This is a genomic window from Microbacterium sp. ZW T5_56 (assembly GCF_044987425.1).
In the GTDB taxonomy this organism is placed as follows: domain Bacteria; phylum Actinomycetota; class Actinomycetes; order Actinomycetales; family Microbacteriaceae; genus Microbacterium.
On the sequence record NZ_JBJDRI010000046.1, the window covers coordinates 1 to 20,122 of the forward strand.

18 protein-coding genes are annotated in these 20,122 nt (G+C 69.2%); 4 read left to right on the forward strand and 14 right to left on the reverse strand.

Annotation, left to right across the window (positions count from 1 at the left end; all coding sequences use genetic code 11):
* Nucleotides 1–164 precede the first annotated feature (164 nt).
* Both ACI3KU_RS17180 and ACI3KU_RS17185 read right to left on the reverse strand, forming a co-directional pair.
* Nucleotides 165–614, reverse strand: a complete 450-nt coding sequence (locus tag ACI3KU_RS17180; protein ID WP_404923552.1) for a DUF6508 domain-containing protein — start codon at nucleotides 612–614, stop codon at nucleotides 165–167.
* A 38-nt stretch (nucleotides 615–652) separates the two neighbouring features.
* Nucleotides 653–1,750: an NAD(P)-binding domain-containing protein gene (locus ACI3KU_RS17185; RefSeq protein WP_404923553.1), complete on the reverse strand. Its 1,098-nt coding sequence runs from the start codon at nucleotides 1,748–1,750 to the stop codon at nucleotides 653–655.
* An 88-nt stretch (nucleotides 1,751–1,838) separates the two neighbouring features.
* Here ACI3KU_RS17185 and ACI3KU_RS17190 point away from each other — a divergent pair, with 88 nt between their 5' ends.
* Together ACI3KU_RS17190 and ACI3KU_RS17195 are read left to right on the forward strand one after the other, a co-directional pair.
* Entirely contained in the window at nucleotides 1,839–2,447 is a 609-nt protein-coding gene (locus tag ACI3KU_RS17190) for a TetR/AcrR family transcriptional regulator (RefSeq protein WP_404923554.1), read from the forward strand.
* A complete protein-coding gene (locus ACI3KU_RS17195; RefSeq protein ID WP_404923555.1) occupies nucleotides 2,448–4,088 on the forward strand; it encodes an MDR family MFS transporter in 1,641 nt (546 codons plus the stop codon). It abuts the gene before it with no gap.
* A gap of 79 nt (nucleotides 4,089–4,167) precedes the next feature.
* On the opposite strand, the gene ACI3KU_RS17200 is transcribed toward ACI3KU_RS17195, so the two are convergent.
* Genes ACI3KU_RS17200 through murQ form a run of 4 tightly spaced genes read right to left on the reverse strand, consistent with a single transcriptional unit; the run spans nucleotide 4,168 to nucleotide 7,400 of the window.
* Nucleotides 4,168–4,602 (reverse strand): TY-Chap domain-containing protein, encoded by a 435-nt coding sequence (locus ACI3KU_RS17200; RefSeq protein WP_404923556.1) that lies wholly within the window; start codon nucleotides 4,600–4,602, stop codon nucleotides 4,168–4,170.
* A gap of 4 nt (nucleotides 4,603–4,606) precedes the next feature.
* On the reverse strand, nucleotides 4,607–5,527 hold the full coding sequence (locus tag ACI3KU_RS17205) for a rhodanese-related sulfurtransferase (RefSeq protein WP_404923576.1): 921 nt from the start codon (nucleotides 5,525–5,527) through the stop codon (nucleotides 4,607–4,609).
* 15 nt (nucleotides 5,528–5,542) lie between these two features.
* Complete coding sequence (locus tag ACI3KU_RS17210; RefSeq protein WP_404923557.1) at nucleotides 5,543–6,466, reverse strand: N-acetylglucosamine kinase; 924 nt, start codon at nucleotides 6,464–6,466, stop codon at nucleotides 5,543–5,545.
* Between the two features lie 13 nt (nucleotides 6,467–6,479).
* A complete protein-coding gene (murQ, locus tag ACI3KU_RS17215) occupies nucleotides 6,480–7,400 on the reverse strand; it encodes an N-acetylmuramic acid 6-phosphate etherase (protein ID WP_404923558.1) in 921 nt (306 codons plus the stop codon).
* A 158-nt stretch (nucleotides 7,401–7,558) separates the two neighbouring features.
* On the opposite strand from murQ, the gene ACI3KU_RS17220 reads away from it, so the two are divergent.
* Nucleotides 7,559–8,428 (forward strand): MurR/RpiR family transcriptional regulator, encoded by an 870-nt coding sequence (locus ACI3KU_RS17220; RefSeq protein ID WP_404923559.1) that lies wholly within the window; start codon nucleotides 7,559–7,561, stop codon nucleotides 8,426–8,428.
* 16 nt (nucleotides 8,429–8,444) lie between these two features.
* Here the strand turns inward: ACI3KU_RS17220 and ACI3KU_RS17225 are convergent, their stop codons facing one another.
* The 6 genes from ACI3KU_RS17225 to ACI3KU_RS17250 form a co-directional block, all read right to left on the reverse strand.
* The gene (locus tag ACI3KU_RS17225) at nucleotides 8,445–9,119 is read right to left on the reverse strand and encodes an ABC transporter ATP-binding protein (RefSeq protein WP_404923560.1); all 675 of its coding nucleotides are present in this window, start codon (nucleotides 9,117–9,119) and stop codon (nucleotides 8,445–8,447) included.
* Nucleotides 9,119–10,129, reverse strand: coding sequence for an ABC transporter ATP-binding protein (locus ACI3KU_RS17230; protein WP_404923561.1), 1,011 nt, complete (start codon nucleotides 10,127–10,129; stop codon nucleotides 9,119–9,121). The genes ACI3KU_RS17225 and ACI3KU_RS17230 overlap by 1 nt, the downstream gene beginning before the upstream one ends.
* 4 nt (nucleotides 10,130–10,133) lie before the next feature.
* The gene (locus ACI3KU_RS17235; protein ID WP_404923562.1) at nucleotides 10,134–12,788 is read right to left on the reverse strand and encodes a hypothetical protein; all 2,655 of its coding nucleotides are present in this window, start codon (nucleotides 12,786–12,788) and stop codon (nucleotides 10,134–10,136) included.
* Nucleotides 12,785–15,154 carry an FtsX-like permease family protein gene (locus ACI3KU_RS17240; RefSeq protein ID WP_404923563.1) on the reverse strand — a complete coding sequence of 790 codons (2,370 nt, stop codon included), beginning with the start codon at nucleotides 15,152–15,154 and terminating at the stop codon, nucleotides 12,785–12,787. Before ACI3KU_RS17240 ends, ACI3KU_RS17235 begins: the two co-directional genes overlap by 4 nt.
* A gap of 101 nt (nucleotides 15,155–15,255) precedes the next feature.
* Nucleotides 15,256–15,717, reverse strand: a complete 462-nt coding sequence (locus ACI3KU_RS17245) for a hypothetical protein (RefSeq protein ID WP_404923564.1) — start codon at nucleotides 15,715–15,717, stop codon at nucleotides 15,256–15,258.
* A 21-nt stretch (nucleotides 15,718–15,738) separates the two neighbouring features.
* On the reverse strand, nucleotides 15,739–16,251 hold the full coding sequence (locus ACI3KU_RS17250) for a YchJ family protein (RefSeq protein WP_404923565.1): 513 nt from the start codon (nucleotides 16,249–16,251) through the stop codon (nucleotides 15,739–15,741).
* On the opposite strand from ACI3KU_RS17250, the gene ACI3KU_RS17255 reads away from it, so the two are divergent.
* Nucleotides 16,202–17,248 (forward strand): ATP-dependent DNA ligase, encoded by a 1,047-nt coding sequence (locus ACI3KU_RS17255; RefSeq protein ID WP_404923566.1) that lies wholly within the window; start codon nucleotides 16,202–16,204, stop codon nucleotides 17,246–17,248. The two genes, ACI3KU_RS17250 and ACI3KU_RS17255, sit on opposite strands and share 50 nt — an antisense overlap.
* Nucleotides 17,249–17,251: 3 nt before the next feature.
* On the opposite strand, the gene ACI3KU_RS17260 is transcribed toward ACI3KU_RS17255, so the two are convergent.
* Both ACI3KU_RS17260 and ACI3KU_RS17265 read right to left on the reverse strand, forming a co-directional pair.
* On the reverse strand, nucleotides 17,252–18,463 hold the full coding sequence (locus tag ACI3KU_RS17260; RefSeq protein ID WP_404923567.1) for a saccharopine dehydrogenase family protein: 1,212 nt from the start codon (nucleotides 18,461–18,463) through the stop codon (nucleotides 17,252–17,254).
* Nucleotides 18,464–18,502: 39 nt separating this feature from the next.
* The gene (locus ACI3KU_RS17265; protein WP_404923568.1) at nucleotides 18,503–20,107 is read right to left on the reverse strand and encodes an APC family permease; all 1,605 of its coding nucleotides are present in this window, start codon (nucleotides 20,105–20,107) and stop codon (nucleotides 18,503–18,505) included.
* Nucleotides 20,108–20,122: the final 15 nt, after the last annotated feature.

The window sequence follows — 20,122 nt, forward strand, 5'->3', positions numbered from 1 at the left end:
CCACCGCCCAGCCCCGGCGCCTCCGTCCGCCCGCTACCGCCTCAGCCCGCCCACGAAGGACACCGCTGGCGACACCATCGTCCCGCAGAAACACATACGCATCCCCCGACCGATGTTCATGACACCGCCACCCTCGAGCACCACGATCACCTCCCGAGTACGCGCTACGGCGAGGGTCTCGCCTCGTCCCCCTCGCGCGCACCCCCGCCATCCCTGCTCGCGATCCGCAACGAATCGCGAAGAGCGACCAGCCGGTCCAGAAGCAGAAGAAACTCGCCCGATTCGACATAGTGCGCGATGTGCCCGTCGGCAAATCGCTCTCCGCGCTGAATGTAGGTGAACCAGGTCGACAGGTCCGACACCGAGGCGGAGCTGATCGGCACCTCACGTGTGCGCTCAAACGACGCGAGATAGTCGTGATCGGGCCCGAGGATCGTGCTTGCCGCGTCCAGCGCTCCCATCAGCATCTCGTCGTAGTCGGGGTACGGCATCGTCCAGGCGCCCGACGATGTGAGACGACTCGGCGTCCACTGCACCTGATATCCGCTGAGCAGCAGCTCACGACCCCGATGCACTTTCTCCCAGTGCTCGGTCGCCGATTCCTGGTGAGCCATGGTCCGATTCTCACCGATTCGACCCGACGCGGCGACACTCAGCCCACCAGAGCGGCGGACTCCTCATGCGTGATCGCGCGCACCGCGGCGCGCCCGGCACGATTCGCACCGATCGTCGATTGACTCGGGCCATAGCCGATGAGGAACAGGCGCGGCTCGTCGATAGAACGACCGTCCGCCACCCGGATCCCACCTTCCGGCGTGCGCAATCCGAGTGAAGCGAGATGCGCGATCGCCGGCCGGAAGCCCGTCGCCCAGAGGATCACGTCGACCTGCTCCAGCGTGCCGTCGGGCATCCGCACGCCGTCCGGCTCGACGCGCGTGAACATCGGATGCCGCACCAGCACACCCTTGTCGTGCGCTCGTTGCACCCACGGCGTCCAGATGTCTCCGGTCACCGAGATCACGCTTCCCGGCGGAAGGCCGGCACGCACGCGCTGCTCAACACCATCGAGAGCCTCGATCCGCGATGCTGTCGTCCACTCGCCCCGTTTCCAATCCGGCTCCCGGCGGGCCACCCAGAACGTCTCGGTGACGTCGGAGATCTCATCCAGGAGCTGGAGGGCAGAGACCCCACCACCGACGATCGCCACTCGCTTTCCAAGGAACTCGTCGCGCGAGACATAGTTCGCAGTGTGAAGCTGGATGCCGCGGAAGGTCTCCCGGCCCGGCACATACGGCCAGTACGGCTGCGTCCACGTTCCCGTCGCGTTGATCACGTACCGCGCGGCCCACGACCCGTGATCCGTCTCGACGATGAGGCGTCCACGCGGATCAGCATCCGCGCGGCTCACCGCACGCACGCGCACGGGCCGCCGCACCCGGAGATCGAATCGGTCCTCATAGGCCGCGAAGTACGGCGGCAGCGCCTGGCGAGCGGGCACTCCCGCATCGGCTGGCGGAACCGGAAAGCCGGGAAGCTCGTGGATCCCGTTCACGGTACCCATCCGCAGCGACTCCCACCGGTGCTGCCACGCGCCACCGGGATGCTCATCCGCGTCCAAGACCACGAATGTGCGCTCACCCACCTCCCCTGCGGGGACGAGTCCACGCCGACGCAGATGGTGTCCAGCCGACAGACCGGCCTGCCCCGCACCGATCACGACGACATCGACGGCTCCCGGGGCGCTGCTCATGACTCGATCAACGCGCCGAGACGGGACAGCATTCCCAGGCCATCATTCAGTGTGCACTTTCAGTTTGATAGTGCAACAATTGCATCTCATGGAGCCAAGTGCAGAATCTTTGCGAGAGCGCCGTCGTCGCGAGACGGCGGATGCGCTCACCGCGACGGCACGCCGCCTCACCAGCGAGCAGGGATTCACCGGCTTCACCATCGATGAGCTCTGCGCCGAGGTCGGAGTCTCGCGTCGCACCTTCTTCAACTACTTCGCCAGCAAAGAGCATGCGGTCTTCGGATTCACCGCCAACGATCCGCGCAGCGAAGTGCTGGACGCCGAGTTCCTCGCCCGCGATGGCGATCTGCTCACCGACTTCGTGGAGCTCAGCGTACGCCGCTTCGAGGTGTTCAATCCGATCAGTGACGCTCGCCCGATGTTCGCGCTCATCGACCAGGAGCCGCGGTTGCTGAAGAGCCTGTTCGATCAGCTCGGCGAGAACGAGCGCCGCGACCGCGAGCTGATCGCCCGACGCATGACGGGTGATGATGTCGACCTGCGCGCCGAAGTCCTCGTCCACTGCGTCGGCGCGCTGGTGCGCATGTGCATGGACCAGCTGCTTCACCACGACTCACCCGAGGACATCCGCGACCTCATGGCTCAGCGCCTCGACGTCGCACGCTCCTTCTTCGCGACCACACAGAAAGTCGATTGAATGTCCGCACCCGCAACGCAGGACGCACCGTTCCTGCTCACCCGGCGCCGCGTCTGGATCATCTTCAGCGCCCTGATCGCCGGAATGCTGCTCTCCAGCCTCGACCAGACCATCGTCTCCACCGCGATGCCCACCATCGTCGGCCAGCTCGGCGGCGTGGATCACCAGGTCTGGATCACCACCGCCTACCTGCTCGCCACCACGATCGTGATGCCCATCTACGGCAAGTTCGGTGACGTGCTCGGGCGGCGGAACCTGTTCCTCATCGCTATCGCGCTGTTCACGCTCGCCTCGGTCGGCTGCGCCTTTGCCGGCGACTTCTGGACGTTCGTGGTCTTCCGCGCACTTCAGGGCCTCGGCGGCGGTGGCCTCATGATCCTCTCGCAGGCGATCATCGCCGATATCGTGCCGGCCAACGAGCGCGGCAAGTTCATGGGCCCCCTGGGTGCCGTCTTCGGTCTCTCCGCCGTGGCGGGCCCCCTCCTCGGCGGTTTCTTCGTGGACCACCTCACCTGGCAGTGGGCGTTCTACATCAACATCCCTGTCGGCATCGCGGCGTTCATCATCGCCCTGGTGGCCCTGCAGCTGCCGAGCAAGAAGGCGCAGAAGCCGATCGACATCCTCGGGGTCATCCTGCTGTCGATCGCGACCACCTGCCTCATCTTCTTCACCGACTTCGGCGGCGACAAGGAGTTCGGCTGGTCCTCGCCCGCCACCTGGGCGTGGGGTGCGGGACTCGTCGCGGCTGCGACCTCCTTCATCCTCACCGAGGCGCGCGCGGCGGACCCGATCATCCCGCTGAGCCTGTTCCGCAACCCGATCTTCATCAACGCCACCGCCATCGGCCTCGTGCTCGGAATCGGAATGTTCGCCGCCATCGGCTTCGTGCCGACCTTCCTGCAGATGTCCTCCGGCACGTCGGCGGCGGCGTCCGGGCTGCTCATGATCCCGATGATGGTCGGCCTCATGGGAACGTCGATCTTCTCCGGAATCGCGATCTCGAAGACCGGCAAATACCGGATCTATCCGATCCTCGGCACGATCGTCACGGGTGTGGCCATGGCGGCGTTCACGACGCTGTCCGCCACCACGCCCATCTGGCTGATCTGCGTGTTCCTGTTCGTGTTCGGCGCCGGTCTCGGCCTGATCATGCAGGTGGTGGTGCTCGTGGTGCAGAACGCCGTTCCGGCCAGCGAGATCGGCACGGCCACCAGTACGAACAACTACTTCCGCGAGGTGGGCGCATCGCTCGGCACCGCGGTGTTCGGGACGATCTTCACGACGCGGCTCACGGAGAACCTGCTCGGCGTGTTCGCCGGTGCGGGTGCCTCGCCGGATGACGCGTCTGCTGCCGCCTCGACGATCGATCCGGCAACGCTCAGCACGCTTCCGGATGAGGTGCGCGACGGCATCGTCACCGCCTACGCGGACGCACTGGCACCGGTGTTCTGGTACCTGATCCCGTTCGTGGTGCTCGCCCTGGTGCTCTCGCTGTTCCTGAAGCAGATCCCGCTCTCCGACCAGGCCGGTCTCGTCGCCCGCGGCGAGGCGATCGGTGGCGAGGAGGCCGAGCGACTGGAGGCCGAGCAGCGCGCCGGCACTGCCGTCGCTCCGGCCGCGGACGCCCCTCCGCGCGGCTGATCACCACACCCGAGAAACCCAGGCAAGTCCGAGAAACCCCGCGTTTCTCGGACTTGCTTGGGTTTCTCGCGGGACTGCTCTACAGGTCCGCGAGGGGAAGAGCGGGGTTGGCCTCGAGCACCGCGGTGAGGTCCGACTCGAACAGCTCGATGTAGACGGCATCGTCACCGGAGAAGCGCAGCACGGTCACGAGGGCGTCCGCCAGCAGCTCGGCGGCTTCGCGATCCGCGCCCTCCGGGAAGGTGCGGGCGTGGTTCGGCGACACATCGTCGCTGCCGGCGCTGAATCCCCAACCGCGCAGCGCGGCGACCTGGAGGCCAGACAGCTGCGGGTCATTGATCTCATTGGACGAGACCTCGATGACGATCGAACCGTCGTCGTCCCGCGTTCCCTGGACGTAGGGCGGCTGCACGGCATCGCGCACCACCTCCACCACCCACGGGTCGTCCTCGCGGATCAGGTGCTCGAACAGATTGGCCAGCGCCTCGCGCACGGGGGACGTCTCGTCGCTCATGCGCTCATCCTGTCACGGCGATCGAGGCTGCAGCATCCGCGTGCCGCGCGCACTCGACGCTCTCCCCGCAGCCGGCGCACAGCACCACACGGTTGCGGCAGGCGTCATCGGCGCAATTGACCATCCGGGTGGTGGGCGTATCGCAGACGGTGCAGCGTCCGATCACCTTCGGATCCCGCCCCACCGGCACCGACTCGCGGCCGTCGAACACGTACAGCGACCCCTCCCACAGACCCGTGCTGCCGAAGCTCTCGCCGTAGCGGACGATGCCGCCATCGAGCTGGTACACCTCGCCGAAACCGCGGGCCGTCATCAGACTCGACAGCACCTCGCAGCGGATTCCGCCGGTGCAGTAGGTGACCACCGGCTTCCCCTTCAGGTGGTCGTACTTGCCGGAGTCGAGCTCGGCGATGAAGTCGTGCGTGGTCTCCACGTCCGGCACGATCGCCCCACGGAACCGGCCGATCTCGGCCTCGAAGGCGTTGCGGCCATCGAAGAACACGACGTCATCACCGCGCTCGGCCACGAGGTCGTGCAGCGCTCCGGGGCTGAGGTGCACGCCACCGCCGACCACGCCGCTCTCGTCCACGCGCAGCTCCCCCGGCGCCCCGAAGGAGACGATCTCGTCTCGCACACGCACACTCAGCCGAGGGAAGTCGAGAGTCAGACCCTCCTCGTCCAGGCCGGTGCCGCTGGACCATTTGACGTCCAGGCCCGCGAACGCCGGGTAGTCCTTCGTCTTGCGGACGTACTTCTTCAGCGCCGCCATGTCGCCACCGAGCGTGCCGTTGATGCCGTCCTGGGAGATGAGGACGCGGCCCCGCAGGCCCAGCCCCTCGCAGAGGTCACGCTGCCACAACCGCACGGCATCGGGGTCGGTGATCGGCGCGAACACGTAGTACAGGATGATCTTGGCGGGCACGATTCCAGGGTACGCGGGTCAGGCCCAGAGGAACCCGGCAGCGGGTGCCGGGGGTGCCGAGACCACCAGCTTCGCCAACTGCACGGCGCCCTCCAGCGGACCGCCGGCGGGCGGGATGAGTTCGGCGTCCGATCGGAGCTCACGGACCACGGCGCGGAAGGTAGCCGCATACTCGTCCGAGCGCAGCAGTCCGCCGGTGGCCGAGATGCGCGGCGGCAGGCCCGGCAGCGCAGCGACGGCGGAGTGCGCGGCCTCGGTCGCGGCCTCCCGAATGATCTCGCGCGCTGACGGGTCATCCAGCGCGGCGACATCGGCCGCGAAGGACGCGAGCACGCCGGCGCGATCATCGCGCGTGTACAGCTGGCCGGGCCAGGACATCGGGTCGCCGAACCGTTCCCGCGCCGCGACCAGCAGCGCGCCCGCATCGCCGACGACGCCGTCGCGCTGACGCATCGCCATCTGCAGCGCCCGCATCCCGATCCAGGAGCCGGAACCCCGATCGCCCAGCAGGTGCCCCCAGCCATCGACGCGGTTCCACACGCCCCGGAAGTCGGCACCGAGGGCGACTGCTCCGGTGCCGACGGCGATCACCGCACCGCTCGCACCGCCCAGCGCACCCAGATGCCCCGTGACGGCATCGATGCTGGCAGCGACTGCCGCACGCGGAACGCGCTCGCGCACACGGCGTACGAGCTCGTTCGGATCCGCCACCAGCGTGGCGATCCCGGTGGCGCCGATTCCGATCCCGACGATCGTGGCATCGGCCGAGTCCCGCACCGCCTGCTCGATCAGCGCGAGCGTAAGGTCGGGCCCCGCGCTCCCGGTGGCCGTCACCGCGCCGCGCGGACCACTGCCCTCGGCCAGCACGGCCCCGTCGGCCGACACCAGACGCGACCGCGACCCGGTGCCGCCGATGTCGATGCCGAGAAATGCCGTGACCACCGTGTCGGACCGCTCAGGCCGAGAGGTGCGCGAGAGCGGCGCGAACCGAGCCGCTTCCGGCCGCGAGCGCGGCCGACGCCTCGGCAGCCGTGACCGCCGCCACGGTCATCACGATCGCGGTTTTCAGGTCGCCACCAGACTCCTCCAGGCGGGCGCGGGCCTCGGCATCCGCGATGCCCGTTGCTTCGCGCAGGATCCGCACCGTGCGCTCGCGCAGCTTGGCGTTTGTCGCCACCACCGAGACCATGAGGTTGCCCCAGGTGCGACCGACGGCCACCATGAGGGCCGTGGAGAAGCCGTTCAGCACGAGCTTCTCGGCGGTGGCGGCCTTCAGGCGGGTGGATCCGGTGAGCACCTCGGCTCCGGTCTCCAGCACGATGTCGAAGTCGGCCAGCGGGGCAAGCGAGGCGTTCGGGTTCGACGAGATCAGCACGGTGTGCGCTCCCGCGGCCCGAGCGGCGCGCAGTGCGCCACCGACGTAGGGGGTGTTGCCGCTGGCCGCGAGGCCCACCGCGACGTCGCCCGGACGGAGGTCGGCTGCGGCAGCGGCGCCGTCCTCCTCCGAGTCCTCGGCGTTCTCGACGGCGTCCAGCAGCGCAGTGGCGCCACCGGCGATGTGCGCCACGACACGGCCCCGCTCCAGGTTGAACGTCGGTCGCAGCTCGGCGGCGTCCAGCACGCCGAGTCGTCCGGAGGTCCCGGCACCGAAATAGTGCACGTTGCCCCCGGCGCGGAAGGATTCCGCAGCCAGTTCCACAAGCTCGGCCAGCTGGGGGATGATCCGCTGCACCGCATCGACGGCAACGCGATCCTGCTCGTTGAGGAGTCGGAGCACCTCGGCGGCGGGCAGGGCGTCCAGATCGGCCGATGCCTCGAGTCGCTGCTCGGTGGGCGGGAGCGGCCGCGCGGCTGCGGCGTCGGGGATTGCGTTCATGCTGTGATGCCTCACTCGGAAGAATGTTTCTCAGACCAGTATGGTGAAAAATATTCAGAGTTCAATCGCGCCTTGAACATTTTTGCCACACTGGCGGGTATTCTCAGGTGGCACCGGTGCGTGTGCCCGGTGGCACCACCCAGCACGAAGGAGCGGCCATGAGCGATATGCTCACGAGCCTGCGGCAGAAGCTCGGATCGATGAGCCGCACCGAGCGTCTCGTGACCGACGCGGTCCTGCACGATCCGAATCTCGTGCTGCAATCGACCATCACCGAGCTCGCCGAATCGGTCGGAGTCTCCACGGCATCGGTCACCCGTATGTGCCGCGCGGCGGGTTTCGCCGGCTACAAGGACTTCCGTCTCGCTTTCGCCTCCGCCCACAGCCGGGAGGAAGCGTCGCGCGAGCATTTCCAGGTTGCGGACGCGGACATCTCCACGGAGGACTCCGTGGCGGAGCTGGTCTCCAAGGTGGCGTACCAGGAGGTGCGGGCAATCGAGGACACCGCTCGCGCGCTGGATCTCACGGCTCTCGACGCCGCCGCCACCACCCTCGGTGCGGCAGCCCGAGTCGAGGCCTTCGGCGTCGGGTCCTCCAGCCTCACGGCGCAGGATCTGCAGCTGAAGCTGCACCGCATCGGCACACCCACCTTCTGCTGGAGCGACACTCATCTCGCCCTGACGTCCGTCGCGAGCACGGATGAGCGCAGCGTCGTGCTCGGAATATCGCACGCCGGCTACACGCTCGAGACGCAGCAGGTGCTCGCGCTGGCGCGAGAGCGCGGTGCCACGACCATCGCGATCACCAACGATCCGTCCTCCCCCGTCGCCCTCGCCGCCGACATCGTGCTCACCACCGTGGCGCGCGAGGCGGCGTTCCGCACCGCGGCGATGTCGAGCAGGCTCGCCCAGATGGTGATCGTCGACTTCCTCGTGGTGCGGATGGTGCAGCGCAACTTCACCACGGCGGAGCGCCTGCTGGTGGCCAGCCACGACGCCGTGCGCGCACACAAGCTCCCGCGTCGCTGACCCCGAGCGATGCCGGTCAGCTCGTGACGAGTACCCCGTCGTGCAGCTCCAGCACACGATCTGCGCGCTCCGCCATCGCCGCATCGTGCGTCGCGACGACCGCCGCCGTGCCCTCCGTGTGCACGAGCCGGGCGATCAGATCCATGATCTGCGCGCCGGTCTCGCTGTCCAGCTGCGCGGTGGGCTCGTCCGCCAGCAGAATCCCGGGCGCCATCACGAGAGCGCGCGCGATTCCGACCCGCTGCTGCTGACCGCCCGACAGCTCGCTCGGGCGCTGACGGCTGTGCTCGGCGAGTCCCACGGCCGCCAGCGCCGCGGCGACGCGCGCATCGCGCTCGGCGACGGGCGTGCGGCGGATGCGCAGCGGAACCTCGACGTTCTCCGCGGCGCTGAGCTGCGGGATGAGCCCGCCCGTCTGGAGGATGGAGGCGACGCGGTCGCCCAGCAGTGCGGAAAGATCCGTCGACGCCGCGGCCAGATCCTGCCCGTCCACGAACACAGCACCGGAGGTCGGGCGATCGAGACCACCGAGCAGGCTCAGCAGCGTGGTCTTGCCGGCACCCGATCGGCCGCGCACCACCACCAGCTCCCCCGCCGCCACCGACATCGTCACCCCGCGCACCGCGTGCACGTCCCCGGCGGGCGTGCGGAAGGTGCGGACGAGGTCCACGGCGCTCAGCACGTTCGTCATCAGCGCTCTCCCTCGGCGTTCGCGGCGTTCGCAGCGGCACGCGCCGCACGTGCTTCGGCCCGCGTCAGCGGACGTGGTCCGGTCGGACGCTCCGATGTCGCTGCGACAGGCGACGGGATCGATGGTCGCACCTGCACGTGATCGGGTTCCAGCGAGACCTTCACGCGATCGCGCAGCTGCAGCGCCGAGACGAACTCCTGCGGCAGCTGCAGACGTCCAGCGCGGTCCATCACCGCGTACTCCTCGGCCACCCGCATCGTCTCGCCGTCCGCACCGGTGAGCGTGCTGCGCAACGTCTCGGTCGATGTGCGTCCGTCACGAATGCGCACCGTCCGACCGACGTGCTGCGTGATGGCGGCGTCATGGGTCACGATCAACGTGGTCACGCCCCGTTCGGCATTGACCGTCTCCATGGCCGCGAGGACTTCGGCACCGGTTGCCTCGTCGAGCTCGCCGGTGGGCTCGTCGGCGAGCAGCACCCGCGGCTCGTTCGCCAGCGCCACCGCGATGGCCACCCGCTGCTGCTGACCACCCGAGAGCTGTGCGGGCCGACGATCGGCGATGTCTCCGATCTCGAGCAGCTCGAACAGCTGATCGGTGAGAGAACCGCGTCGCGCCTTCGGCACGACCCGTGCCACGGCGTGCGCCATCGCGATGTTCTCGCGCGCGGTGAGATACGGCAGGAGGTTGCGCGAGGACTGCTGCCAGACGAAGCCGACGCTGCGACGGCGATACGCCAGCCGCTCCGGTCGCCGCATCGTGGTCAGGTCGTGACCTGCCACCTGAGCGACACCCGCCGTCGGAGCGTCGAGTCCGGCGAGGATGCCGAGGAGCGTGGACTTCCCCGATCCGGAGGCACCGACAAGGGCCACCATCTCCCCGGTCGCCACGGTGAGGTTGAGACCTTGCAGAGCCTGCACCTCGATGCCCTGAGCCGTGAAGATGCGCACGACGCCGTCACACAGGATCCCTCCCGTGCCGATGTCGCCCGCGAGCGCGGTCGCGTTCATCGCCTCATCCTTCCTCTCTCCTGCGCTGATCCGACGCTCGTGACGCACGCGCGGCTGCCACCGCGGCGGCGACGAGGCCGATCAGCACCACGGCCAGCGTGTAACCGACGATCACAACGAGCTGCCCCAAGCCACCCCAATGAATCGCCGGCCGGACCGACCCGCCGACGAACCCGGTCAGATCCAGCGCCGCGATCACCACCGCAGACATCACGAAACCGGCGGCGGCACCGAACGGAATCGTGACGATCAGCGTGGGCAGCACGTCCCAGGCGACCAGCGCGAACCCGCGACTGCGTGAGCCCAGAGACCGCAGCACCTGCAGCGCACGCGCACGTGCGGGGGCACCGAGCACGAGCATCATCACGATGCAGACTCCGAGGAGCGCGGCCACCAGCGCGAGCGAGATCGCCAGCGCCGCGCGCACAGCCTGCAGGGCCGGATCGGCGCTGCGCTCGGCGATCACTCCGTCCGGCGTTGTGAACTGCGGTGCGGCCAGCGCCCCGTTCAGCCCGGCTTCCACATCGCTCAGCTTCGCGGACGGATCCAGCCGGACGAACAGCACATCGGGGGCATCCTGGCGGACTCCGAGGTCTCGCATGGCGGCGTGATCCACCAGAATCCAGACGTCATATCCGCCGTACGGGTTATCGTCCGGCGCCACCGACTCGATGGTCAGCAGGTGACCGTTGGCGGTCAGCTCTTCGCCGCCGAGCCGTGCTCGTGCGGATTCCGAAACGATGATCGGGATGCTGTCCGCCGTGGGAGCTGCGGGAAGCGCGACGCTGGCCTCGCCCGCGCGCACGTCGGCGAGCTCGGCGCTGTCGATCACGAACATGCGCACCGGCACCTTCTGTCCGCCGGTGCTGATGTTGAGCTTCGACGACGAGTACACCGGGGCGAGCGACGCGATCCCCGGGACGGTGCGCGCGGCGGCCAGTCGCTCCGGGCCGATGTACGCCGTCTGCACCCGCAGCTCGGCACCGGTCTGCGCGCGGGCCGTGTCTTCGATACCGCCATCGACGGTCGCCGCGAAGCTCACGGCGAAGACGGCAACAGCAAGGCCCACGATCGCCGCGAGCGCGGAGGCCGATCGGACGGCCGGCAGCCGCGCTGATCGGGCCGGTCCGAGCAACGGCATGAGCCGTGGCGACCGGACCCCTGCGCGTTCTGCGGCGCTCAGCAGCAGGGGAACCACCCGCAGTGCGACGATCCCGGCGATCACCGTGAGCGCCAGCGGAATGATCGTCAGCAGCGGATCCCAGGTGGCCACCTGCCCACCCCGCCCGGCTACGAGGGCAACCAGCGCGGCGCAGCACAGCACCACGAACGCCTCCACGACGAGCCGGCGCACCCGCCCGCCGGTCGCGGCTCCGGCAGCCGCACGCAGTTCTGCGCGCGCGGACACGGCCGCCGCGAGCGGAAGGACGGCGGCGGGGACGAGGGCGAAGACAAGCGGGGCGATCAGCGAGGTCGGGTGCTGCCAGAGACCCAGCGCCACGGTGCTCGCCACTCCGATCCCGCCGCCCAGCGCGCCGAGCAGGAGTCCCTCCACACCGAGAACGAGGGATACCCCGGTGGCGGAGGCACCGCGCGCGCTCACCAGGCGCACGATGCCGGCACGACGCTGTGCGAGCATGCGTCCGGCCAGTGCGAGCGCCACCAGCGCCACCGCGAGCGGACCGACCGCGATCACCGCGAACACGGCGAGCAATGCCCCGCCGCGCCCGACGGCCGCAGTGAGCACCGGGGGCGCGGCCGAGGTCAGCACATATCCGCGATCAGTGAGGTCGGAGAAGGTCATCGCCACTCGGAATCGCGAGGTGGACGCACCGCGCAGACCCGCGGCGACGTCGTCGGCGGAATCCGCGGTGATCCGCTCGCCCTGCACGGGGATCCAGCTGACGGTCGTCGCCGTCTCCTCGAAGTCGGTGACGAACTGGTCCATGGACTCCGGGGCGGCGTACGCGGCGGCCACCACCACGATGCCGCCCTCGCTGGTGGGTGCGCGCCCGCTGATGACGGATGACGGCGAGTACGTCCAATCCGGATCGTCCGGCTCCTGCACCTCATACGTGCCAGTCAGCACCAGCACACGACCCGCGAAGTCGCGGCGCTGCCCGATCGGCCACTCCAGCTTCGCGGAGGCATCGACAGAGATCGCCACCGGGATGTCGCCCCCGGCGACGGGTACCCCGGGAGCGGTGCCCTCGACGATGTCCACGCGAGCGGCCCAGCGCGGATCCAGCGTCAGCATCACGTCGTTGGCCACCTGATGCTCGGGCGGATCCCCCACCGGGGTGCTCCACCCGCTCGTCACCTGGACGATCATGCGGGCCTCGCCGAGCACGTCCGCGGTCTCCGGCATGCGCTGCGCGACCTGCTCGCGAAGATCCGCCGTGGGTCCGGTCCAGGTGGCGCGATCATCCGCACTCAGCCGCGGAAGCCCGGCCCCGCTGCCCGAGAGATCGCGGCTCGAGGGCGGCAACTGGGCCAGCGCGACGCGGACGGTGTCGGTGCGGGCGGATTCCAGAAAGGCGGGGGCCGCGGCGCCGATCACCGACAGCACGGCGACGACGAGGACGACGAATGCCGACATCACGGGAGCGGTGACGGCGGTGCGCGCCAGCAGTGCCGCCGTCGCGGGTCGTCGACTCACAGCGCACCTCCCAGCAGCGGCACGATGGCGACGGCGACGGCAGCACCCGCGATCGCTCCGGCAACCACGGCGAAGCCGGCCACGGCGACGATCTCCCCGCGCGCCGCTGCTCGCACGGATCGCGGAGTCACTCCCAGCGAACGCAGCGCAGGCTCATCGGCGCGCCGCTCGCGGGCGACCGCGCTCATCACCGCGGTGAAGCCCGCGGCCGCGATGACCGCGGCCAGCCCGATCCCGGCGAGCAGGGCGAGCATCACGGGAGCGCGCACGGGGGCGTCGGTATCGGTCAGCGCGGTGCGGATCTGCACGGGTACGGCGCTCAACGCGCGCAGCTGTGCCGCGGCCGCCGCCGGATCGTCCGTGTGAACCCACACGCTCGTGGGTTGCGGCACCACTCCGGTGCGCGAGACCCCGAGCTTCTGGAGCACGGCCAGATCCATCAGCACGCCACGATCACCGGCGCCCGCGACCGTGGGGACCACGCCGATCACGGTGACCGGGACGGTCTTGGACAGCGCGGTGAGGCGGACATCCATCTGATCGCCCGGGCGCGCTCCGAGGCGGTCGGCGAGAACTCCGCCGAACACGACCGGAATGCGACGCTCCGATGCGTCCTCCAGCCCCACGAGCGCCGCGGGATCTGCCAGGGCGTCGGCCTGGGTGCGAGGCACAGCGAGCGCCGTGGCGGCTTCCGCCCCCACCGTCGCGGGCCCGCTGAGCGCCACCGACGCCTCGTCCCCGAAGGCATCTGCGACGGTCTGGGCAGCCGACGCGTCGCCGCCGGGCTGCACGGGGAATGTCGCGCGCACATCGGCACCAAGGGTGCGATACTGCGCCGTGGCCTGAGCCTCCCGCATCGCCGGAAGGAGGATCGCGCCGATCGTGGCGATGCCCGCGGCCAGTGACAGACACAGCAGCGCGGCGGTGAGGGTGCGACTGCTGCGCGAGATCCGCCGCAGCATCAGTGCTGTGCCGAGTCCGCGGCTGCGCCGGGCGGCGCGGGCCGCCACCGCGGCGAGCGGGCCCGCGATCACAACGATGACCAGGGCCGCGGTGAGGAGCAGGAGCACGGGGGCGAGCAGAGCGAACAGGTCCGCACTCCCGTCCGGGGCCACGATGCCGCCACGGGCCTGCAGCTGCAGGTACGAGACCACCGCCACCGCCGCCACGATCAGCAGCGGCGTCGCGAGGGCGATGACCGTGGCGCGATCAGAGTCGGTTCGCTCTCGGAGGAACGGTCGCCGCGCGGCGGCGGATCCCCCCACCACGAGCGCGACCGTCACGAGCACCCCTGCCACGAGAGCGGCAGGCATCACGGCATCGCGCGGCGCCACCTGCCACGCCGAGGCGATGAACGTGACGATTCCCACGCCGATACCCGCGGCAACGCCGGTGACGACGAGGAGCTCGGTTACCGCGTCCCGCGCGGTGGCGGGCGCCGATGCGCCGCGAGCGCGAAGCAGATCCGTCTCGACGCGACGGGTCTGTGCGAGGGAGAGGACGAGGAAGCCGAGCACGATCGCCGCGAGCACCAGGACCACGGCGAGAGGCAGCAGGGCGATCGCGCGTGTTCCCATGCCGGCACGATCGATGCGCGCCAGGGTGCTGCCCAGGTCACCGCTCACCGAGAGTCCGATCGAGCTCTCCGGGTCAACGCTCTTCGGCACCCGATCCAGCAACCCTGTTCCACTGCGGTAGGCATCGATGCCGGCGGCGGACAGCTCGGTCGGAGCGATGATCCACTCCACGCGCCCGGACATCGACAGGGCGCGGAGCGAATCCTCGGTGACGAGCAGCGGACCGGCTGCGTCGCCGGTGCGACCGGACGAGACGGCAGGATCGCCCGCCCATGCGGGATCTGTGTCGTCCTGCGGCTGCCAGATTCCGGTGATGCGCAGGTCGTCGCCTGCAGTGCGAATCACGTCGCCGATGGAGACTCCCGTGGCTTCCGCAGCCGGTTTCAGAATCGCGGTCTCGCCCGCAGCAACGGGCCAGGCACCGGCCGTGAGCTCCGCGCGCTCGGTCGCACCGGCGTCCGCGAGAAGCTCCCAGACCCGACCGCCGTCATCCGTCACGATGGCGCTCTCGCGACGATCGATGCGCACGGGAGCCGTACCGTAGGAGGCAGTGACCGCCGCACGGACGCGCTGGTCGACATCGTCCAGATCGGCGACCCCGTTCGCGGCGATGCGCATCGTGCGGGCATCCGGTGCCGCGGCCTCCAGCATGCGGTCGGACCCGGCAGTCACGCCGGCCGTCGTGACGGTCTGGAGGATTCCGACGCCGGCGGTGGCGATGAGCACCAGCAGCGCGAGGGCAATGAGTCGGCCCATGCCGACGCGGGCTCGGCGCCAGGCGAATGCCATCGTCTCCCCCTACCGGCCCGTCGGCGGCCATCCATGCCACCGCGGCGGTGCGGGGACTCCGACAGACTAACCGGAATCAGACCGGTTCCGCCGGTGACGCCTCAGCGTCGCCGCAACCCCGCATCCGCGTCCACGATCACGTCACCGAAGAGGCGATGCAGTGCACGACGGTCGGCGGGCGAGAACCAGCTGAGCTCCACCGCCGCAGTGCTCCCGGATCGCGTACGGAAGCTCCATCCCGCCAACGCCGGCATCCGGGGGCGCGACGGAATGTTCTCCACCACGTGGGTGAAGTCGGTGAGCAGTGCCCGCCAGGTGGGTCGGAACCGTCGAGTCAGCACCACCTCCCGCTCATCCAGCGAGATCGTGGTTCCCGTCGCGATGAGCGCCATCACACCGAAGACGGCGAGCATCGCGACCACCACGATCACGGAGGCGATCGGATTGCTGCGTGAGACGCCCCAGACGATCACCAGAGCGCCGGCCCAGAGCAGGGCGTACGAGCTGAGCGGCCCCCAGATTCCGCCACGGATCAGGACGGGTGCGAGCGGCGGAGTGAACACGTCTCGATCGTATCGGTCGGCTCAGGTGTGCACGCCGTCGAGGTACCACCAGCGCCCGCTCTGGCGGACGAAGCGGCTGCGCTCGTGAATGTGTCCGAGCTCGCCCGATACCTCGCGGTAGCGCGCGACGAACTCCACGATGCCGCGCTTGGCGTCGTCCGCGACAGGCGGCGCGTCAAGGATCTCGAGTCCGAGCCAGTGAGTCCCGTCGTCGAGCGGCAGCTCTGCAGGCGCCGAGCCCGGATGCCAGGTGCTCAGCAGATACTCCGCATCGCTGCGCGCGAAGGCCGTGTAGCGCGACCGCATCAGCTGCTCCGGGGACGCGGGCAGGGCAGCTCCTGTGAGGAACCGCAGGCAGCACAAAGAAGCTTCGGCACCGGATCCGCAGGGACACACACTCATACCCCTATTCTCGTCGGTGCCCGCCGCTCTGGTCACAGCAGAGGCCTCGACAAACTGCCGGGCCAGGCGGGAGCATGAACGCATGCTCTTCGATCTGCCCGCGCCCATGCTCGCCAAGGCCGTCGGTGCCATTCCGGACCCTGCCCGTCACCCGGGCGGCCTGCTGTTCGAGCCGAAATGGGACGGATTCCGGGTGCTTGCGGCGTGGGACGGTACCGACGTGGAGCTCGGCTCCCGCGGTGCCAAGCCGCTGACACGGTACTTCCCGGAACTCGTCGAGGCGCTGCCACGGCTGCTGCCCCGCCCCGCCATCATCGACGGCGAGATCGTCGTGGCCACCGGTCCCGCGGGTTCGCGTCGGCTGGACTGGGAGGCGCTGTCGCAGCGGATCCACCCCGCCGCCTCCCGCGTGGCGCTGCTGTCCGAGCAGACCCCCGCGATGATCGTGGCCTTCGATCTGCTGCGCGACGGCGATGAGGATCTCACCGCGCTGCCCTTCCGGGAGCGCCGGGAACGCCTCCTCGCGCTTCTGGCATCGGCACCCGATCCGCTGCACGTGACGCGTGCCACCACCGACGCCGCCGCCGCGGCGGACTGGCTCAGCCGATTCGAGGGGGCGGGCCTGGACGGCGTGGTGGCGAAACCCCTCGACGACAGCTACCAACCCGGCAAGCGCGCCATGCTGAAGATCAAGCACGCACGCACGGCCGATGTCGTCGCCCTCGGCTACCGCGTCCATGCCTCCGGATCAGGCGTCGGGTCGATTCTCGTGGGGCTGTACGGCGAGGACGGACTGCTGCGTCAGGTGGGCGGTGTTTCAGCCTTCACCAACGCACGGCGCCAGGAGCTGGTGGACGAACTCGAGCCGCTCGTGGAGCGAGACGCCGAGGGACAGCTCGTGCGCGCCGAGGGCGAGCGCAGCCGATTCAGCGGCAGCAAGGACGTCAGTTTCGTCCCGCTGCGCCCCGAGCGCGTGCTGGAAGTCCGCTACGACCAGCTGGAGGGGCTGCGCTTCCGCCACACGGTCCAGTTCGAGCGGTGGCGCCCGGACCGCGACCCGCGCTCGTGCACCTACGAACAGCTCGAGCACGTCCCCCGCTTCGATCTGGACGACGTGCTCGAAGGCTGATCGTCACATCTCCACCATCCCCCACGGGGAGTCGTACGCGGCGGGATCGGCGAGCAGCTCCAGGAAGGGCGAGGCGGGAAACGCCTCCGGACCCAGCACACCGGTGCCGCTCCAGACACCGGTCGAAAGCAGCTCCAGCGCCACGATGGGGTTGATCGCCGTCTGCCAGACGACCGCCTGGGATCCGTCCCGCGCCATCGAATCGGCGTTGTCCACCACGTGGTACAGGTAGGTCGAGCGGGGCTGGCCGTCGCGCCCGATCCCCGTGACGTGGATGCCGGCGCAGGTCTTGCCGTGCATCCGATCGCCCAGTGTCGCCGGGTCCGGAAGGCTCGCCGCCACGACGTCGCGCGGCGAGACCTGACCGCCGGGCACCGTCACGCGCTCCGTCTTGTCCAGCCCCAGCTTGTGCAGCGTTCGCAGCACCTCGATGAACTCCGAGCCCAGACCGTACTTGAACGTGACCTTGCGCGCCTTCGTCCAGCGCGGCATGAGCAGGACCTCCTCGTGCTCCACGTTGACGCACTCCACCGGGCCGATGCCCTCCGGGAAGTCGAAGACCTCCGGCTCGCTGAACGGCTCGGTGGTGTACCAGCGACCGTCCTCGTAGACGACCGGCGGATTGAGGCATTCCTCGATGGTGGTCCAGATGGAGAACGAGGGGGCGAAGTCGTAGCCGTCGACCGTGAGGTTGGCACCATCGCGCACCCCGATCTCGTCGATGCTCTGGAACAGCTCATCCTCGGCGTAGCGCGCGAACACATCCGCCAGCCCCGGCTCCACGCCGATGCCCACCAGCGCGAGCCGCCCCGCGGCCTCCCAGTCCTCGGCGAGGGCGAACTGCTCGTCACCGAGTTTCACGCCGGGCAGGCTGAACGGCTGCTCCGGATGCGGATGCGACAGACTCATCGCCATGTCGAGGTAGGTGGCGCCGGCGGCGAACGCACCACGGAAGATCGGCATGACGAATCGCGGATCCACGGCGTTCAGCACGTGGGTGATGCGGTGCTCGTGGATGAGATCCGCCACCGATCCCTCGTCCGAGGCGTCCACGCGTGCCGCGCTGAAGCGATCATCGGCGAGCTCAGCCACCAGCTGCTCGGGTCGCGCCGGATCGTAGTCGGCGAGCACGATCGCCTCGTAGAAGCCCCGCCGCTTCGCGATGCGTGCCGCGGCAGATCCCACGCCGCCCGCCCCCAGGATCAAAATGCGCATGTGTCGTCCCCTCCCGCACGTCGCCGTGCGTTGTTCGTCTTACCAGGCCCCGCCGGAGGTGAGACCTCCGTCAACGGAGCGCTCCAGTCCGTACTCGTCCTCCGGCACCAGCACCTCGGTGTCCTCGTTCAGCGCCTCGCCGCGGAAGAACGGCCGAGACTCACGGAAGCGCGACCACACCACCATCAGCAGGACGCCCAGCAGCAGTGAACCGAGGCCGATCACGAACGCGCCTCCCACGCCGAGCAGGGTCGTATAGCCGTAGTCCACGTCCCACATGTCGATCAGCGACTGCACGAAGGCATACGTGAGGATCAGGGCACCCAGGAGCGGGAAGATCCCCTTGAACCAGAGATCGCGCGCCGAGCGAGACAGCTCGCGGCGGAAGTACCAGACGCAGGCGAAGCCGGTGATCGCGTAGTAGAACGCGATGGCAAGACCCAGCGAGAGGATCGAGTCCTGCAGGATGTTGTCGCTGATCAGGGTCATGCCGACGTAGTAGACCGTGGCGGCGATGCCCATCATGAGCGTGGAGAACGAGGGCGTCTTGTACTTCGGGTGCACGTTCTCGAACCGCTGCGGCAGCGCCTTGTACACCGCCATCGCGAGAGTTCCGCGCGCGGTCGGCAGGATCGTGGTCTGGGTCGATGAGATCGCCGAGACCAGCACCGCGATGATCAGGACGAAGCCGAGGGGCCCGAGCAGCGGGTCGCGCAGCACCAGGAAGATGTCGTCCTGGTTGTCCGGGTTTCCGAGGCCGACACCGGTCTCGCCGAGGCCCGCGTAAGCCATGGCCGCAACGGTCACCGCGACGTAGGTGCCGACCAGCACGATGCAGGTCAGAACCGCAGCGCGACCGGGGATGCGTTTCGGATCTTTCGTCTCCTCGTTGAGGGCGAGGCAGGTGTCCCAGCCCCAGTAGATGAACAGGCACAGCAGCACGGCCTCGACGAAGCCCGGGTACGACTCGAAGGCGAACGGGTTGAACCAGCTGAGCTCCGGTGCCACCCCGCTCTCGGCCTGGCCCGTGGAGACCTTCCAGATCGCCGCGACCACGAACAGCGCGAGGGCGGCGTACTGGATGATGAGCAGGATGTTCTGAATGCGCTCACCGAGCTCGACGCCGCGATAGCTGACGTAGGTCATCGCCGCGATGAACACGACGCCGGTGGCGGTCACCAGGACCGTGTTGTCGGCGAGCGATCCGTCTCCGATCATGAGCCACAGGTAGGTGCCTGCCACCTGGGAGAGGTTCGCCAGCACGATGATGCCGGCGATGGCGACGCCCCAGCCGCCCATCCACCCGAGGATCGGCCCGAAGGCCTTCGTCGCCCAGGTGAAAGTGGTGCCGCAGTCCGGCACGCGGTTGTTCAACTCGCGATATGCGAAGGCGATGAACAGCATCGGCACGAAAGCGATGATGAAGGCGATCGGGGCCTGTGCGCCGACAGCTGCCACGACGAAGCCGAGCGTGGCGACGAGCGAGTACACCGGGGCGGTGGAGGCGAGACCGATGACGGTCGAGCCCCACAGCCCGAGTTTCGCGACAGCGAGGCCCTTGCCTGTGGGCGGACCGGGAACCGCGCCGTTCTGCGAGCGCGCGGGACCGGCGGTGTCGCCGGTCGCATCGGGTTGCGACGTCATGGCGCGACGGTAGCG